Genomic DNA, 16,098 nt, shown 5'->3' with positions numbered 1-16,098 from the left:
GGAAGGCTCGTAGACATGTGGAAGCGAACAGTTCTGATCGGTGCCGGCGCCATCACGGCGCTGGTTGTCTCGGCCGGGTGTAGCGATTCGACCGAACCTGCGACGGAGCACGAACCGGGGCACACCACGTCGGCGGCGGCAAGCCCGACCACCACGCAGCGTGCCGAAGCGCATAACGACGCCGACATGATGTTCGCGCAACACATGATTCCCCATCACCAGCAGGCGGTCGAAATGAGCGACATGCTGCTGGCCAAGCAGGGCATCGATCCTCGAGTGAGCGAACTGGCCAATCAGATCAAGGCCGCCCAGGGCCCCGAGATCCAGCAGATGCAGGACTGGTTGAAGCAGTGGGGCAATCCGCCCATGCCGCCGATGTCATCGATGCCCCCGGGACACGGTGACATGCCGGGCATGTCGGGCATGGCCGGCATGATGTCCGAAGAGGACATGACGGCGCTGAACAACGCGCAGGGCGTCGAAGCCGGCAAGCTGTTCCTGACGCAGATGATAGAGCACCACGAGGGTGCAATCACCATGGCGCAGAAGGAAATCGACGACGGTCAATATCCGCCGGCGATCGAAATGGCACGGGCGATCGTCACCACGCAGCAGCAGGAAATCGACACCATGAAGCGGCTTCTCGGCGAGCTCTAGCTCCGATCGAATGGCAGCGTGACCGTGAAAGTTGTTCCGGTCCCTGGGCCTTCGCTGGCCACGCTGATCCGGCCCTGATGAGCTTCGACGATCGCCTTCGTGATCGCCAAGCCGATTCCGGCCCCGCCGTGGTCGCGGTCGCGTGCCGTATCGGTGCGATAGAAGCGTTCGAATACATGCGGTAGGTGTTCGGCGGCAATTCCGTCGCCGTTGTCTGCCACGGTGATCCGGAGCTGACCCCGGTCTGCGCGGGCAACCACGTCGACCCGGCCACCGCTCGGAGTATGTCGAAGGGCGTTGTCGAGCAGGTTGCCCAGCACTTGGGCGAATCGCTGTGGATCCACCCATACGCAAGGTAGATCCGCGTCGACATCCGATGCGAGCGCAATGCCCTTGGCTGCGAATCGGTCTGTCACCGAGGCCACCGCGGCGCCGATCAACGTGTCGGGCGGCACCGAAGTCGGAGCGATGAGGGCGCCACCTTCTTCCGCCTGAGCAAGCGCCGCAACGTCATCGGAAAACCGGACCAGCCGCTTGGTCTGGTCACGCAACAGGGTGGTGGTTTCCGGGTCAAGGGTTTTCACGCCGTCCTCGACGGCTTCGAGATAGGCCTCCAGCACAGACACCGGTGTGCGAATCTCGTGAGCGAGGTCACCGAAAAGGCGACGCCGGGTCGCTTCCACCGATTCGAGTCGACCTGCCATCTGATTGAACGCCTCTGCCAGAGCGTCGAAATCGTCGCCCAACCGCGGTGGGGACACGCGAGCGTCGTAGCGCCCGTCGGCAACGGCCGCGGCGGCCGAGGACACTTCGGTGACCGAGCGTTGCACCCGCCTGCTGAGGTACCACGTCACCACCAGCGCTGCCAACGCGGCCACACCCAAGGCCACCCCGATGGAGATCGCGGTGGCGTATGTGTACGCCTCTTCGGCGTGCATCTGCTCGCTGGATTCGGCTGGTACTCCGGCGAGTTCGAGATGTTCGCGAAACAGCGGCGGCCCGACGACAGCGGCCACGATCCAGGTGGTCACCGCACCGGCCAGCAGCACCATGGCCTGGGCCGCCAGCAGCCGGACCCCGATTCCCGGACTGCGCTTCGTCGGCGACGTCACTGTCCATCTCCCATTCGATATCCGACGCCCCGGACGGTGATCACGAACCGGGGGGCGGCCGGATCGTCGCCGAGCTTGCGTCGCAGGTGGCCGATGTGGACATCGACGAGGTGCTCGTTGCCGACGTAGTCGTGCGTCCAGACCGCGTCGAGAAGCTGCCGTCGACTCAAGACGACACCGGGTCGAGCCGACAGCGCGGCCAAGACATCGAATTCGGTGCGCGTCAACATGATTGGATCATCATCGATGAACACCTGCCGTCCGGCAACGTCGACCCGTAACGGGCCGAACACCCGCGGGGGTTGCGCCGGGCCGACCTCGCTACCCGGGGTGACGCTGCGGGGACGGCGCAGCATGGCTCGGATGCGTGCCACCAATTCGCGGGGGCTGAACGGCTTGGTCACATAGTCGTCGGCGCCGACGGACAGGCCGACAATGGTGTCCATCTCGGTGTCGCGCGCGGTCAACATCACCACGTAGGCATCCGAGAAGGTGCGCAGCTGGCGGCATACCTCCAAGCCGTCGAGGCCCGGAAGCGCAAGGTCGAGCACCACAACGTCGGGGTCGTTCTCCCAGGCCAAGGCGAGCGCATGGTGCCCGTTGTGCGCGGTGCTGACCTCGAAGTGTTCCCGCTTGAGGTAGCTGGCCACCACTCCGGCCAGCGGAACCTCGTCGTCGACAACCAGTGCCCGATACCCGGCCGAGCCGCCACCCTGATGTGCCGTCATACCTGTCATCGTGCCCCGACGCCGGCTGAACAAGCCTCACGCGCTCGCGTTGCCCGCCTTCCACAGCTCCCAGGGAATGTTCCAGTCGCCGAGCCCATCCGTACCCGGCAAGGTCGAGCCGACGGTGTTCACGACCTGGACGACGTCGCCGCGTTTCGTGTTGTTGAAGAACCACACCGCGTTGCTGGGGCTGACGTTGAGGCAACCGTGGCTGACGTTGGTGTTGCCCTGGCTGCCCACCGACCAGGGCGCGGAGTGCACATAGATTCCGCTGTAGGACATCTGGGTGGCCCAGTCGACCTCGAGGCGGTATCCGTTGGGCGAGTTGACCGGTACACCGTAGGTCGACGAGTCCATGATCAGGCGCGGGTAGCGGTCGCCGATGATGTAGGTGCCGTTGTTGGTCGGTGTGCTGTTCTTGCCCATCGACACCGGCATGGTCTTGGCGAGTTCACCGTTGATGCGGACGGTCAGTTCCTTCGTGTTGTCGTCGGCCGTCGCGATGACCTCGTCACCAATGGTGAAGCGGGTGGTGACGTTGTCTTGACCGAACAGCCCGTCCCCGAGATCGACGCCGTAAACGTTCACCGCGACCTCGACCGTCGTCCCTGGCTTCCAGAAATTCTGTGGGCGCCAACGGACCTCGCGATTGCTGAGCCAGTAGAACGCGCCCTCAACTTCAGGCGTGGTGGTGACCTTGATGGACTGCTGGGCGGCCAGCCGGTTAGGGATGTCCTCGTCGAACCGGATCGCCACCGGTTGCCCGACGCCCACCACCTCACCATCGTTCGGCAACACGTAGGGCATGGTCAGGTTCTCCGGTGCGCGGGTCTGGAACGTCATCTGATTACGCGCGACACCGCCCAAGCCCAGCGCCTCTGCCCGCAGCGTGTACTGCTTGTTGTAGCCCAACGGCTCGGCGCTCGACCAGATCAGCCCGTCGGAACTGAGCTGGCCCGCCACCGGCTCGCCCACTTCATTGACCATGCTGACCGGGCCGAGCACTCCGCCGTCGACCCGCACGGTGACGGGCTGCGCGACCTCGACGCCGACCGCGCCGTCGGTCACCGACGCCTGCAGCTTCGGCACCAGCAGGTCGTCGAATGGGTCGCCCTTGTCGGGGATCGTCTGCACCGGCGGGGGAGCGGAGTCGGTGCACGCAATCAGCGCAAGCGCGATCGCCGGGATCAGCACAAGGGCCGCCAGCCAAGATCGATGCCGACGGATCATCTACACACCGCCTTCACAGTCGTACTGCTAGTCGAGCCTGCTCGCCGCCCCTATGGCTCCGCTAGTCCTTCGATGAAGATTCGATAAAGCCGGATGGAATACCCTGGGGGGGTATGGTATGACTGCATTGGAAGAGATCCACAGAAAGGACCGCCGCATGAGCACCACCACCGTCACCGTATCGGGCATGACCTGCGGACATTGCGCCTCATCGGTGCGTGAAGAGGTCGGCAGCATCCCCGGCGTCGCGGCGGTCGATGTCGATCTGAACAGCGGCACTGTCACGATTGACAGCGACCGACAGATTGACGCCGACGTGATCCGGGGCGCGGTCGAAGAGGCCGGCTACCGGCTGGCCAGCTGAGTAAGGGCAGAAAGTGAACGCTCCCCAGAAGATCGCCGGCTTCGTGCTCGGCCTTGTCGTGGTGTTCGCCGCCGCCGTCGGGCTCGGGGCCGCCGTCGGCCCGGATCGCGGCAATGTCGCAGTCGAACCAAAGGACACCTCGGCGCGCGCTGCGAGCGCGGATCTGCCCGACGGCCTTACATCCACAAAGAACGGCTACACCCTCGAGCTCGCCGAAACGCGCGTGGATGCCGGTCCCCAAGTGCCCCTGCGCTTTCGCATCATCGGGCCCAACGGCGTCGCGGTCACAAACTACGTCGAAAGCCACGAAAAGCAGCTGCATCTGATCGTGGTCCGTCGCGACATGGTGGGCTATCAGCATGTGCATCCGACACTGGATGCCAGCGGAACCTGGAGCGTCCCACTGGATCTCAGTAGGGCGGGGGACTACCGGGTGTTCGCTGACTTCACCCCGGCCGGCGGCCAGGCCCTGACATTGGGCGCGGACCTGGACGTCGCGGGCCGATACGACCCTCGGCCCTTGCCGGCCGCCGCCACGACGGCCACTGTCGACGGCTACACCGTGCGCATCAACGCACACCCACGGGCCAACGAGGAATCCGAGCTGACGCTGTCGATCACCCGAAATGGCAAGCCCGTCAGCGATCTTCAGCCCTACCTGGGCGCCTACGGCCATCTGGTTGCGCTGCGCGCCTCCGACCTGGCCTACCTTCACGTGCACCCGATGGGAGAGCCCGGGGACGGCACCACACCTGCGGGCCCCGACATCGGCTTCCACACCACATTCCCGAGCGGCGGCGGCTACCGGCTGTTCCTCGAGTTCAAGCACGACGACGTGGTGCGCACCGCCGAGTTCACCGTGTCCGTTGACGACGCGCAGCCCGTCGACCAGGCCCCGGCGACCGGCCACGGCCACTAACATCAACTTTCAGGAGAGCACCATGGCAACCGGCCACGTCGAACTGCAGATCGGCGGCATGACGTGCGCCTCATGTGCCGCGCGCATCGAGAAGAAGTTGAACAAGCTCGACGGGGTCAGCGCAACGGTCAACTTCGCGACCGAAAAGGCAAGCGTCGACTACGCGGGCGACATCTCCGCAGACCAGCTGGTGGCGGCCGTCGAGCAAGCCGGATACACCGCCGCGCTGCCTGCGCCGAAGGCCCCAGAAGGTGCGCCGTCCGAGGATGACCCGACCGCGTCGCTGCGTCAGCGGCTGCTGATCTCGCTGGCGCTATCGGTGCCGGTGATCGCGATGGCGATGGTCCCGGCGCTGCAATTCACCAACTGGCAGTGGCTGTCGCTGACGCTGGCGGCGCCGGTGGTGGTGTGGGGCGCGTGGCCGTTCCACCAGGCGGCGTGGGCCAACCTGCGGCACGGCACCGCCACCATGGACACGCTGATCTCGATGGGCACCATCGCCGCGTTCGGCTGGTCGGTCTATGCGCTGTTCTGGGGCACCGCCGGGATGGCCGGCATGACGCATCCGTTCGAGCTCACCATCTCCCGCACCGACGGCACCGGCAACATCTACCTGGAAGTGGCCGCCGGCGTCACGACGTTCATCCTGGCCGGCCGCTATTTCGAGGCCCGCTCGAAGCGGCGGGCTGGCGCCGCGCTGCGCGCACTGCTCGAACTGGGCGCCAAGGACGTCGCCGTACTGAAAGACGGTGTGGAACAGCGTATTCCGGTTGAGCAGCTGGCTGTCGGCGACGAGTTCATCGTCCGCCCCGGCGAGAAGATCGCGACCGACGGCGTGGTGATCGACGGCTCGTCGGCCGTGGACGCGTCGATGCTCACCGGCGAATCGGTGCCGGTGGAGGTCGGCCAGTGCGACCAGGTGGTGGGCGCCACCGTCAACGTGGGCGGACGACTTGTGGTGCGGGCCAACCGGATCGGCTCCGACACCCAGCTTGCGCAGATGGCCAAGCTCGTCGAGGACGCACAGAACGGCAAGGCGAAGGCACAGCGGCTGGCCGACAAGATCTCCGCGATCTTCGTGCCGATCGTCATCGCGCTATCCGTTGCCACGCTTGGATTCTGGATCGGTACCGGGGGTCCCGTCGCCGCTGCGTTCACCGCCGCGGTGGCTGTGCTGATCATCGCCTGCCCCTGCGCGCTGGGCCTGGCCACGCCCACCGCCCTGATGGTCGGCACCGGCCGCGGCGCGCAGCTCGGCATTCTCATCAAGGGCCCCGAGGTGCTGGAGTCGACTCGGCGTATCGACACCATCGTGCTGGACAAGACCGGCACCGTCACCACGGGCGCCATGACCCTGCTCGACGTGATCACCGCTGACGACGAACAGCCCGATCAGGCGTTGCGGCTTGCGGGCGCACTGGAGGACGCTTCGGAACATCCGATCGCCAAGGCTATCGCTGCGGGCGCCCGCGACAAGGTCGGTGAACTGCCGACGGCCACGGATTTTACGAACCTGGAAGGGCTTGGCGTACAAGGTATTATCGACGGGCATGCGGTGATCGTCGGCCGGCCCCGGCTGTTGGCCGATTGGTCGCAGCCCCTGCCGGACCGGCTGACCGCCGCGATGCAGGAGGCCGAGGCCGACGGCAAGACGGCCGTCGCCGTCGGGTGGGACGGTAAGGCGCGCGCGGTGCTCGTGGTGGCGGACGCGGTCAAGCCGACGTCGGCCGAGGCGGTGGGCCAGCTGCGGGCGCTGGGCCTGACGCCGATCATGTTGACCGGAGACAACGAAGCCACCGCGCGTGCGATCGCCAAAGAGGTCGGCATCGACGAGGTCATCGCTGAGGTGTTGCCACAGGACAAGGTCGCCACCGTCAAACAACTACAGGCCGCGGGCAAGGTGGTGGCCATGGTTGGCGACGGCGTCAACGACGCGGCGGCGCTGGCGCAGGCCGATCTCGGGCTCGCGATGGGCACCGGCACCGATGTGGCGATCGAAGCCAGCGATCTGACGCTGGTGCGCGGTGACCTGCGTGCCGTGCCCGACGCAATCCGGTTGTCCCGCAAGACGTTGTCCACCATCAAGGGCAACCTGTTCTGGGCCTTCGCCTACAACGTCGCCGCCCTGCCGCTGGCCGCCGCCGGCCTGCTGAACCCGATGCTGGCCGGCGCGGCGATGGCGTTCTCCTCGGCGTTTGTGGTCAGCAACAGCCTGCGGCTGCGCGGTTTTCAGCCGACACAGTCACGATGACCGGTCGACCCCAGGTTGCGACTGTGTCACAACATGACCTTGGCCCGCGTCCTTCTCGCCCCCCGAACAGCGACCACTTACAGTCGGGTGCATTGTGACGTTCGATGACGCCCGCACTCGGTCGCTGCTGAGGTCAGCGATCGCGGTGGCGGCCGCGTGCTGGGTGCTCGTCATCGCCTCCGACTGGTGTATGTCGGGGTCCGATGCGCCTGCCGTCCATCTTCCGCACGCCACTGCGGCGTCGACCGGACACGAGACTGCGGCGATCGTGGAGCACCCCCACATCCAGGACGCCACCACACACCACGCGCCCGACCTGGCCTCAGCGGTGCTCCCGCGGACAGCTACCACGTTGACGGCGCTGGCCCTGGTCGCCGCCGTCGTCGTCGCGACGGGAGTGTGCATCTGGCGCGTCCTTCCGGTGATCCGCGGTCCACCGCGGGTGCAGCCCGCCACCCTCGCCGGTCAACAGCTCTTGACCCGGCTCTGCATCGCCCGTCGCTGAACGGTCAGCATCAGGCCGATCGCGCCTCTGTCGCGAACGGTTGGTGACCGCTGTCCGATTCAGCGGCCGCGCAAGTGCGGCTCCGATGCAGAAGCGAATGACGTCATGAACCATGCCCTATCCATCCATGCCCCCGAACTGTCGGGGCCACGACATCGCGATCTCCGCAGAAACCGCAAGCCGAGCACAATGGTCGGCCACACACCGGTGCTGTGGATTTCCACGCCATTCAGTAGCAGCGACCGCGGCTTTTGGGCCAAGCTCGAAGGCTTCAATCCGGGCGGCATGAAAGACCGGCCCGCCATGCACATGGTGGAACGCGCCCGTGCCCGCGGCGAGTTGCAGCCCGGTGCACGAATCATCGAATCAACCAGTGGCACATTCGGTTTGGGCCTAGCGCTGGCGGGCACCATGTACCGGCATCCGGTGACCCTGGTCACCGATCCGGGGATGGAGCCCATCATTCAGCGGATGCTGTCGGCGTTCGGCGCCTACGTCGATCTGGTCACCGAACCGCATCCCGCCGGTGGCTGGCAGCAGGCGCGCCGCGACCGGGTGGCCGAGCTCTTGTCCCACGACGAACACGCCTGGTATCCCGATCAATACAACAATCCCGACAACGTTGACGCCTATCAGCCGCTCGCGTTGGAGCTCAATGCCCAACTCGGTCAGGTGGACATGCTGGTGTGCTCGGTGGGGACGGGCGGGCATTCGGCCGGGATCGCGCGAGTGCTGCGTCAGTTCAACCCGGACATGCGGTTGATCGGTGTCGACACGATCGGCTCGACGATCTTCGGTCAACCCGCGTCGTCGCGTCTGATGCGGGGGCTGGGATCGAGCATCTATCCGCGCAACGTCGACTACGCGGCCTTCGACGAAGTGCACTGGGTGGCACCGGCGGAGGCGGTGTGGGCCTGCCGCACATTGGCCGCCACGCACTATGCCAGTGGCGGATGGAGCGTCGGCGCGGTCGCGCTCGTTGCCGGTTGGGCGGCGCGTAATCACCCGCGCGGAACCACGATTGCAGCCGTCTTCCCCGATGGTCCGCAGCGCTATTTCGACACCGTCTACAACGACGACTACTGCCGTCAACACGGACTGCTCGATCGCGACCCGCCGAGCGAGCCGGCGCTGATCGCCCACCCGGGCGAGCACGTGGTGCAGTCCTGGACCCGCTGCGAGACGGTGATCGACCCGATGGAGGTGGCCGGCTGATGGGATTCCTAGCACAGTTCCGCAGTTTCGACGTGCCGAGCCGAATGCTGATGATCAACCAGTTCGGCATCAACATGGGCTTCTACATGTTGATGCCGTATCTGGCCGGCTACCTCGCGGGCCCGCTGGGGCTGGCGGCGTGGGCGGTGGGCTTGGTGCTCGGGGTCCGCAACTTCTCCCAGCAGGGCATGTTCATCCTTGGCGGGACGCTCGCGGACCGACTCGGTTACAAACCGTTGATCGTCGCCGGATGTCTCTTGCGGACGGGCGGCTTCGGCCTGCTCGCCGTGGCCAACTCCTTGCCTGCGATGCTGATCGCTTCCGCGGCAACGGGTTTTGCCGGAGCACTGTTCAACCCGGCGGTGCGTGCCTACCTTGCGGCCGACGCCGGTGAACGACGCGTCGAGGCCTTTGCCCTGTTCAACATCTTCTATCAGGCGGGCATCCTCTTGGGGCCGCTGGTCGGGCTGGCCTTGGTCGTGTTCGACTTCCGGATCACCGCGCTGGCCGCGGCACTCGTCTTCGCCGGGCTGACCCTGGCGCAGCTGCTCGCACTGCCACAGCACAGCGCCGAACCAGCCGCGGAGAAGACCTCGATCATCGACAACTGGCGGGTAGTGGTGGCCAACCACTCATTCTTGGCGTTCGCGGCGGCGATGATCGGCTCGTACGTGTTGTCTTTCCAGATCTACCTGGCCTTGCCGCTGCAAGCGGCGAATCTGGTGCCGCATGCCGAATCACTGCTCGTAGCTGTACTTTTCGTGGTTTCCGGGCTGGTCGCGGTGGCCGGGCAGTTGCGCATCACCCGCTGGTTCGCGGCGCGCTGGGGATCAGGGCGCAGTCTGGTCGTAGGCATGACGATCCTTGCGGTGTCGTTCATGCCGTTGACCATTGTTCCCGACGGGACGCGTTTCGGTACCGTCGCCGGGATCACCGCTTTGGTGGTGGCGACGGTCTTTCTGGCGGTCGGATCTGTCGCGGTGTTTCCGTTCGAGATGGACACCGTCGTCGCGCTCGCTGATGGGCGGCTTGTGGCCACTCACTACGGCTTTTACAACACCATCGTCGGCGTCGGAATCCTGTTGGGCAATGTGGCCACCGGCTCGTTGTTGGCCGCGGCCCGGGGTGCGGGTGTCAGTGAATTGGTCTGGGCGGGTTTGGTTCTCGTCGGGGCGCTGTCGGCGCTGGCGCTGTGGAGCCTCGACCGCGCCAAGCGCCTGCAACCCGCGCGCACTGTCACTGCACCGTGATCGGAACACCCTCGGAGGGCTGGACGATGACAAACCCGTTGCCGTAGAACGAAACCTGCAGCGCCTCACCGGAACCCCGGCCGATCAGCGCGCCCGCCTTGAAGCTCGTCTTGAGCTGGGTCTGCAGGTTCGCCGACCAGGCCACCACGGCGTTGGTGTCGGCGAAGGTCGGCGCCTCCGCGGCATTGAGTACGACGGGCGGACCGTCGGTCGTCAGCGCCACCCAGCCGGTGCCGCGCAACGTGGTGTTGAACAGCCCGCCCGCCACCATGCTGCCGCCCCGTACGCGCTCGATGTTCCAGTCGAGGCTTGAGGAAAACGCCAGCACGTTCTTGCCGCTGATCGACAAACCCGCGTTGTTCAGTTGGAGCAGATGCACATCGAAGGCGCGGTCGGCGAGAAACACATCGCCCTGGCCCTGGCATCGCATCAACGGCAGACCCTCACCCGTCAATGCCTTCTTGATGAACTTCGACGCGCCGCCGCCCTCGAAGGCGAAGTCGACGTTGCCCTGATAGGCGACCATCGACCCCTGTCGGGCCATGAACGGTTCGCCCAGGCGCACGCGCAGCATCTTCGTGTTCTGATTGGCGATCGGCTGGGCTTCTTTTTCGCTGAACCGCCCGTCGACCAGATCGCCTGTGATGCCCGCGAACCCGTCACCGGAGGCGGCGGCGACCGGGACAGCCTGAGGCGGCCCGCCCATCGGGGCCTGGCTCACCTGGCCGCGATGCGAGACCTGATCGGTCCAGCGCTGGCCATCCCACCAGCGATACTCGTAGCGGCCTTCGGGGTCGGGTTGCCAGCTCGGTTGACCAGTTGTCGTCATGGACACCAAAGTAGGCCAACGGCTGGCATCCTTAGGGCATGGCAAAGGAAATCGACCGCACTCGGGCCAATAGCGCCCTCGCGGTCATCAAGCAGCATCCGGGCATGGTGCTGTTCGCCGTCTCGCCGGCCCTCATCGCAGTCGGTGTGGTGTGGGTGGTGTTCGGCGCGGGATGGGCCGCGCTGCTGTTGATCGCCTTGGTGCTCGCCGGCGGTGCCGCGGTCCTGATGAAGCGCTGACCAGCGGCTTTTACCGAACCGTTCGCTGAAGGTGAAACCCGTATCACCGGCGTTGTAACAGTGTAATTATGTAATCATGCGACATCATTTCCATGGTCGGCCCGGCCGCCCTGGCGGCTGGCAACAGGCCCATCAACCCGATGCAAGCGACGCATCGGACTGGTTCGCCGGGCGTCTGCCCGACGACTGGTTCGTCGGCGATCCGACAGTTGTCGTCGACCGCGAAGAGATCACCGTCATCGGTCGTCTCCCCGAACCCGAAGGCGGCGAAACCGAAGCCCGCGCCTCCGGTCGGGTGGCCCGGTTCCGCGAGGAAACCCGCCCCGAGCGCATGCGCATCGCCGACGAGGCCGAGGAGAGGTTCGGCCGTAAGGTCTCCTGGGGCGTCGAAATCGGGGCAGTCGGTACCGACAGCTATGAGCGAATCCTGTTCACCCATATCGCCGTTCCCGTGATGACGCGGCTCAAGCAGCCGGAGCGTCAGGTGCTCGACACCCTGGTGGATGCCGGGGTGGCGCGGTCGCGGTCCGACGCACTGGCGTGGTGCGTCAAGCTCGGCGGCGAACACGCCGAGGAGTGGCTGGGCAAGCTGCGCGAGGCGATGAAGAACGTCGACGACCTCCGCGCCGAGGGCCCCGGGGTCTAGACCCGCTCAAGCCCCACGTAGGCCGAACTCAGCGTCGAGGTCTGCGAGAGCGGGTCCAGCAATCCGCCGTCGACGAGCAGGTTGCGGTTCACGCCGTAGGATTCGGGCTGCTGACCGCCGCGCGGATCGAAAATCCTTGAGCCCCAACCATGGTCGATCACCACAACACCGCGGCGCGGACGATCACTGATCGACGCGGGCAGCTCGATCGCACCGACCGTCGAGTACACCTTCACCCGGTCACCGTCGCTGATGCCCAGGGCCGCAGCGTCTTCGGGGTGAACGAGCACCTCGTTGTGTTTGCCCGCGGGATGCAGCGACGGCAGCTCGTTGAGCCAGGAATTCATGGAATGCCGATGGCGGCGGTTGCCCAACTGAAACGGGTAACCGTCCGGCGCCGCAGGGTGCGGTTCGGCGAGCAATTCCCGTGCCCGCGCGAGGAACTCCGGCGGTGCCGCGTGCACCATCTTGTCGTCGGTGCGCAGCGCCTCGCGGAAATGCCCGAACTCGCGGGGGCCGAGCACCATGCCGTGCGGATGCGCCATGACGTCGCGCCATTTCAGCTTGCGCCCGTTGATTTTTCGCGACGTCGCGACCATCAGGCGATCGAGCCAGCGCGGGCCGAACGCGAGACCCGGCCGCCCGCTGATCCTGGCGAGGCGCCGAGTCGCCTTGATGAATCCGTTGACACCCCTGGCCCCGAACAGCGGCTTACCCATCGCGAGCGCCAGATCGACGAAGATGCGCCACTCCTCGCGGGCGCCTGAGGGCGGGTCGACGGCCTTCGCCCCGTACTGCACATACGGTTCGTCGTGCATGCTGCTGGTGAACGCCAGCAGGTCGTCGCGTTCCAGCCAGTGCACCGCGGGCAGCAGCCAGTGCGCGTGGCGGTGACTTTCCCGTTGCACGAAGTCGATCGCCACCAGCAGGTCGAGTTGCGCCAGCGCGTTGTCGAGCTTGGCGCCGTCCGGCCCCGACACGACCGGATTGCCGCAATTGATCATCAAAGCGCGGATCTGGCCGGGCCCCGGCGTGGTGATTTCGTCGGGCAGTTCGGACAGCGCGTGTGCGCCGGCGACCATCTCGCGACCCGCCAGCCGGCTCTTGTGCGGTTTGGCCTCAGCGAAACTCGCGAGCCGGAGCGTGTCGACGTAGCCGGGCTCGAAACGACGTCCGCCCGGTCGGTCCATCCGCCCGGTGATCACGTTGAGCACATGGCCCAGCCACTCCGCGACGGTTCCGCCGGCGTGCAGCGAAACGCCGGTGCGGGTGACCACCATCGCGGCCTGGGCCGCGGCGAAGTCGCGCGCCACCCGCTCGATGCGTTCGCGCGGAAGGTCGCATCGCGCAGCCAGATCGTCGAGGTCCGCCTCGCCGACCAGCCGCCGCAGCTCGGGAACTCCGGTCGCGAGCTCCGCGCAGTCCTGGCGATGCTCGAGGCCCAAGTCGAGGATCACCTTCACCATCGCCAGCAGTAGCGCCCAGTCCTGTCCCGGGCGGACGGCCAGATGTACGTCGGCCTTCTCGGCGGACTCGGTGCGCAACGGGTCGACGACGACAATCGTCGCGCCCTGCTTCTGCCGATCCAGCGCCCGCCGCCAGCCGCCGGGCACCGTCTCCAGCCAATTCCACGCGCTGACAGCGGGATTGGTGCCGATCAGCAGGAAGTAGTCGCAGTTGTCGATGTCGGAGACCGGCGACATCAGCATCGACCCGTACATCGCCGTTGCCACCACATGCATCGCGTTCTGGTCGACCGAGCCGACGAAGTAGCGGCTGTGGGTGCCGATCGCGTCCAGCCAGCCGTTCATGAAGATGACGTTCGACGAGGAGAACCCGGTGGGATTGCCGTAGTAGACGCCGACCGCGTCGGGGCCGTCCGCGTCGATGAGCGCGTTCATTCTGGCGGCGATGTCGGCTATCGCCTCGTCCCAGCTGGCCTCGACGTAGGTGTCGCCGACGCGCCGCATGGGATTGAGGATTCGCCTCGGGTGCTCGACGAGCTGGTGCGCGGTGCGGCCCTTGGCGCAGAAATCCCGCCAGCTGTGTGGGTTCTGCTTGTCGGCGGCGATCTTGGTGACGCGGTTGTTCTCGACCGTCACCTCGACACCGCACGCGGCCAGGCAGTACCTACAGAAGGTATGCACGGTGGTCGACATGCGTCCATCGTGCCGAACTGTCGTCGACGGCATCACCCGATTCGGATTGAGCACACCGCTTGATTTCGGCTCGCGCCCCATCTGCTCTCGGCAGGAACTAGGCCCGCGCCATGGCCCAGTACTCGCCGTGCCGGGCCAACAGCTCCGCGTGGGTGCCGCGTTCGACGATCCGCCCGTCCTCCAGCACCAGGATCAGATCCGCATCGCGGATCGTCGAAAGCCGATGCGCGATAATGAAACTTGTCCGATCACGGCGCAGTTCGGCGGTGGCGTGGGCGATCAGCAGCTCCGTGCGGGTGTCGACGGAACTCGTCGCCTCGTCGAGGATCAGCAGCTCCGGGCGGGCAAGGAATGCCCGGGCGATCGTGATCAGCTGTTTCTCGCCGGCGCTGATGGTGCCGCCGTCGTCGCTGACCCAGGTCTGATACCCGTCGGGCAGCGTGTGCACGAACCGATCCACGTAGGCGGCCTTGGCGGCCTCGACAACCTCGTCCTCGCCGGCGTCCGGTCGGCCGTAGGCGATGTTGTCGTAGATGGTGCCGCCGAACAGCCAAGTGTCCTGCAGCACCATGCCGATCCGCGACCGCAGCGAGTGCCGGCTGACCGTCGAGATATCCACGCCGTCAACGAGGATGCGGCCCGAGTCCACGTCGTAGAACCGCATTAGCAGGTTCACCAGCGTCGTCTTGCCCGCCCCGGTGGGCCCGACGATCGCGACGGTGCTGCCCGGTTCGGCGACCAGCGACAGGTCCTCGATCACCGGGATGCCGGGGCGGTAGCTGAAGTTCACGTGGTCGAACTCCACGCGGCCGATCCGCTGCCCGTCGGGCGACGGCAACGCCCGCGGTGCGTCCGGCGGCTCCTCGTCGGCGTCCAGCAGGTCGAAAACGCGTTCCGCGCTGGCCACCCCGGACTGCATGGTGTTGTACATGCCGGCCACCTGCGTCAGCGGTTGGTTGAACTGGCGCACGTATTGGATGAACGCCTGAATGCTGCCCAGTGTGATCTGGCCCGTCGCCACCTGCACCCCGCCCACCACCGCCACTGCGACATAGCTGAGGTTGCCGATGAACGTCGTCGCCGGCGCCACCAACCCCGAAAAGAACTGTGCGCCAAAGCTGGTGTGGTAGACGTCGTCGTTGAAATCGCGGAACTGGGCCAGCGCGTGCTCCCGGTGCCCAAACGTCTTCACCAGGGTGAAACCGCTGTAGGTCTCCTCGATGTGCGCGTTGAGCCGGCCGGTGTTGGCCCACTGCGCGACGAACAGCCGCTGGGACCGTCGCGTGATCCAGCGAACCGCCCACAGCGACAACGGCAGCGTCGTCACGGTGATCAGCGCCAGCAGCGGTGAGATAGTCAGCATCGCCACCAGCACCGCGAAAATCGTCAGCACCGACGTCAACAGCTGACTGATCGTCATCGCCAGCGAGGTCTGCACGTTGTCGATGTCGTTGGTGACGCGGCTCAACAGTTCACCGCGCTGCCGGGAGTCGAAGTACGACAGTGGCAGCCGGTGCACCTTGTCCTCGACGTCGGCCCGCAACGCCACCATGGTGCGCTGAACCACGACGTTGAGGATTCGGGCCTGGATCCAAACCAGCAGCGCCGCAATCAGATACAAGCCCAACGCCAACAGCAGCGTGCGGCCGACGGCGGCGAAGTCCACGCCGCGACCGGGCACCACGTCCATGCCGGACAGCAGATCGGCGAAGGTGTTGTCGCCTCGTGCGCGGGCGGCGTCGACGGCCTGCTCCTTGGACAGACCCGCGGGCAGTTGCCTACCGATCACCCCGTTGAACAACAAATCGGTGGCGTGCCCGAGAATTCGCGGCCCGATCACACCGATCGCGATGCCGGCCACCCCCAGCAGGATCACCAACGCGGTGAGCCCGCGCTGCGGGGTGAGGCGTTTGACCAGCCGGATGGCCGAGCCCTTGAAGTCGCGCGAGCGCTCCGTCGGCGCCTGCATGACTCCGCGGATGGGACGCCCCATC

Annotated in this window: 15 protein-coding genes; 9 read left to right on the top strand and 6 right to left on the bottom strand. The window is 66.2% G+C overall.

Going from position 1 to position 16,098, the window contains the following annotated elements; genetic code table 11:
- Positions 1–15 precede the first annotated feature (15 nt).
- A complete protein-coding gene (locus tag CWS39_RS14995) occupies positions 16–657 on the top strand; it encodes a DUF305 domain-containing protein (RefSeq protein ID WP_102143715.1) in 642 nt (213 codons plus the stop codon).
- On the opposite strand, the gene CWS39_RS14990 is transcribed toward CWS39_RS14995, so the two are convergent.
- From CWS39_RS14990 to CWS39_RS14980, 3 genes are read right to left on the bottom strand one after another with little or no spacing between them, the layout of a single operon-like run.
- Positions 654–1,709, bottom strand: coding sequence for a HAMP domain-containing sensor histidine kinase (locus CWS39_RS14990; protein WP_102143756.1), 1,056 nt, complete (start codon positions 1,707–1,709; stop codon positions 654–656). The genes CWS39_RS14995 and CWS39_RS14990 overlap by 4 nt on opposite strands.
- Before the next feature lie 56 nt (positions 1,710–1,765).
- Positions 1,766–2,497, bottom strand: a complete 732-nt coding sequence (locus tag CWS39_RS14985) for a response regulator transcription factor (RefSeq protein ID WP_199178131.1) — start codon at positions 2,495–2,497, stop codon at positions 1,766–1,768.
- 36 nt (positions 2,498–2,533) lie between these two features.
- Positions 2,534–3,727 (bottom strand): L,D-transpeptidase, encoded by a 1,194-nt coding sequence (locus tag CWS39_RS14980; protein WP_102143713.1) that lies wholly within the window; start codon positions 3,725–3,727, stop codon positions 2,534–2,536.
- A gap of 157 nt (positions 3,728–3,884) precedes the next feature.
- Between CWS39_RS14980 and CWS39_RS14975 the strand changes: the two genes are divergently transcribed.
- The 6 genes from CWS39_RS14975 to CWS39_RS14950 all read left to right on the top strand — a co-directional run bounded on the left by CWS39_RS14975 (position 3,885) and on the right by CWS39_RS14950 (position 10,231).
- A complete protein-coding gene (locus tag CWS39_RS14975; RefSeq protein WP_102143755.1) occupies positions 3,885–4,091 on the top strand; it encodes a heavy-metal-associated domain-containing protein in 207 nt (68 codons plus the stop codon).
- Positions 4,092–4,104: 13 nt separating this feature from the next.
- On the top strand, positions 4,105–5,010 hold the full coding sequence (locus CWS39_RS14970) for a DUF8832 domain-containing protein (protein ID WP_102143712.1): 906 nt from the start codon (positions 4,105–4,107) through the stop codon (positions 5,008–5,010).
- Positions 5,011–5,032: 22 nt separating this feature from the next.
- On the top strand, positions 5,033–7,261 hold the full coding sequence (locus CWS39_RS14965) for a heavy metal translocating P-type ATPase (protein ID WP_102143711.1): 2,229 nt from the start codon (positions 5,033–5,035) through the stop codon (positions 7,259–7,261).
- Between the two features lie 94 nt (positions 7,262–7,355).
- Positions 7,356–7,766 (top strand): putative copper homeostasis (lipo)protein LpqS, encoded by a 411-nt coding sequence (gene lpqS, locus CWS39_RS14960; protein WP_102143710.1) that lies wholly within the window; start codon positions 7,356–7,358, stop codon positions 7,764–7,766.
- 189 nt (positions 7,767–7,955) lie between these two features.
- Positions 7,956–8,981 (top strand): PLP-dependent cysteine synthase family protein, encoded by a 1,026-nt coding sequence (locus CWS39_RS14955; protein ID WP_233213521.1) that lies wholly within the window; start codon positions 7,956–7,958, stop codon positions 8,979–8,981.
- Positions 8,981–10,231, top strand: coding sequence for an MDR family MFS transporter (locus CWS39_RS14950; RefSeq protein WP_233213520.1), 1,251 nt, complete (start codon positions 8,981–8,983; stop codon positions 10,229–10,231). The genes CWS39_RS14955 and CWS39_RS14950 overlap by 1 nt, the downstream gene beginning before the upstream one ends.
- Here CWS39_RS14950 and CWS39_RS14945 read toward each other — a convergent pair.
- Positions 10,218–11,060 carry an AIM24 family protein gene (locus CWS39_RS14945; RefSeq protein WP_102143707.1) on the bottom strand — a complete coding sequence of 281 codons (843 nt, stop codon included), beginning with the start codon at positions 11,058–11,060 and terminating at the stop codon, positions 10,218–10,220. The two genes, CWS39_RS14950 and CWS39_RS14945, sit on opposite strands and share 14 nt — an antisense overlap.
- 38 nt (positions 11,061–11,098) lie before the next feature.
- Here CWS39_RS14945 and CWS39_RS14940 point away from each other — a divergent pair, with 38 nt between their 5' ends.
- Entirely contained in the window at positions 11,099–11,299 is a 201-nt protein-coding gene (locus tag CWS39_RS14940) for a hypothetical protein (RefSeq protein WP_102143706.1), read from the top strand.
- A 76-nt stretch (positions 11,300–11,375) separates the two neighbouring features.
- Positions 11,376–11,945, top strand: a complete 570-nt coding sequence (locus CWS39_RS14935) for a hypothetical protein (protein WP_102143705.1) — start codon at positions 11,376–11,378, stop codon at positions 11,943–11,945.
- Here CWS39_RS14935 and CWS39_RS14930 read toward each other — a convergent pair.
- Together CWS39_RS14930 and CWS39_RS14925 are read right to left on the bottom strand one after the other, a co-directional pair.
- Entirely contained in the window at positions 11,942–14,104 is a 2,163-nt protein-coding gene (locus CWS39_RS14930; RefSeq protein ID WP_102143704.1) for a molybdopterin-containing oxidoreductase family protein, read from the bottom strand. The two genes, CWS39_RS14935 and CWS39_RS14930, sit on opposite strands and share 4 nt — an antisense overlap.
- A gap of 97 nt (positions 14,105–14,201) precedes the next feature.
- Entirely contained in the window at positions 14,202–16,097 is a 1,896-nt protein-coding gene (locus CWS39_RS14925) for an ABC transporter ATP-binding protein (RefSeq protein ID WP_102143754.1), read from the bottom strand.
- Position 16,098 lies beyond the last annotated feature (1 nt).

Source organism: Mycobacterium hubeiense (genome assembly GCF_002838065.1).
Classification (GTDB): Bacteria; Actinomycetota; Actinomycetes; order Mycobacteriales; family Mycobacteriaceae; genus Mycobacterium; species Mycobacterium hubeiense.
This window is presented reverse-complemented; position numbering and strand designations above follow the sequence as displayed.

Excerpts from the sequence above, each read along its gene's own strand:
- CWS39_RS14965 (WP_102143711.1), top strand. The coding sequence starts at position 5,033 with ATGGCAACCGGCCACGTCGAACTGCAGATCGGCGGCATGACGTGCGCC.
- CWS39_RS14935 (WP_102143705.1), top strand. The coding sequence starts at position 11,376 with ATGCGACATCATTTCCATGGTCGGCCCGGCCGCCCTGGCGGCTGGCAA.
- CWS39_RS14980 (WP_102143713.1), bottom strand. The coding sequence starts at position 3,727 with ATGATCCGTCGGCATCGATCTTGGCTGGCGGCCCTTGTGCTGATCCCG.
- CWS39_RS14985 (WP_199178131.1), bottom strand. The coding sequence starts at position 2,497 with ATGACGGCACATCAGGGTGGCGGCTCGGCCGGGTATCGGGCACTGGTT.
- CWS39_RS14975 (WP_102143755.1), top strand. The coding sequence starts at position 3,885 with ATGAGCACCACCACCGTCACCGTATCGGGCATGACCTGCGGACATTGC.
- CWS39_RS14995 (WP_102143715.1), top strand. The coding sequence starts at position 16 with ATGTGGAAGCGAACAGTTCTGATCGGTGCCGGCGCCATCACGGCGCTG.
- CWS39_RS14925 (WP_102143754.1), bottom strand. The coding sequence starts at position 16,097 with ATGGGGCGTCCCATCCGCGGAGTCATGCAGGCGCCGACGGAGCGCTCG.
- CWS39_RS14950 (WP_233213520.1), top strand. The coding sequence starts at position 8,981 with ATGGGATTCCTAGCACAGTTCCGCAGTTTCGACGTGCCGAGCCGAATG.
- CWS39_RS14940 (WP_102143706.1), top strand. The coding sequence starts at position 11,099 with ATGGCAAAGGAAATCGACCGCACTCGGGCCAATAGCGCCCTCGCGGTC.
- CWS39_RS14945 (WP_102143707.1), bottom strand. The coding sequence starts at position 11,060 with ATGACGACAACTGGTCAACCGAGCTGGCAACCCGACCCCGAAGGCCGC.
- CWS39_RS14955 (WP_233213521.1), top strand. The coding sequence starts at position 7,956 with ATGGTCGGCCACACACCGGTGCTGTGGATTTCCACGCCATTCAGTAGC.
- CWS39_RS14990 (WP_102143756.1), bottom strand. The coding sequence starts at position 1,709 with ATGGTGCTGCTGGCCGGTGCGGTGACCACCTGGATCGTGGCCGCTGTC.
- CWS39_RS14930 (WP_102143704.1), bottom strand. The coding sequence starts at position 14,104 with ATGTCGACCACCGTGCATACCTTCTGTAGGTACTGCCTGGCCGCGTGC.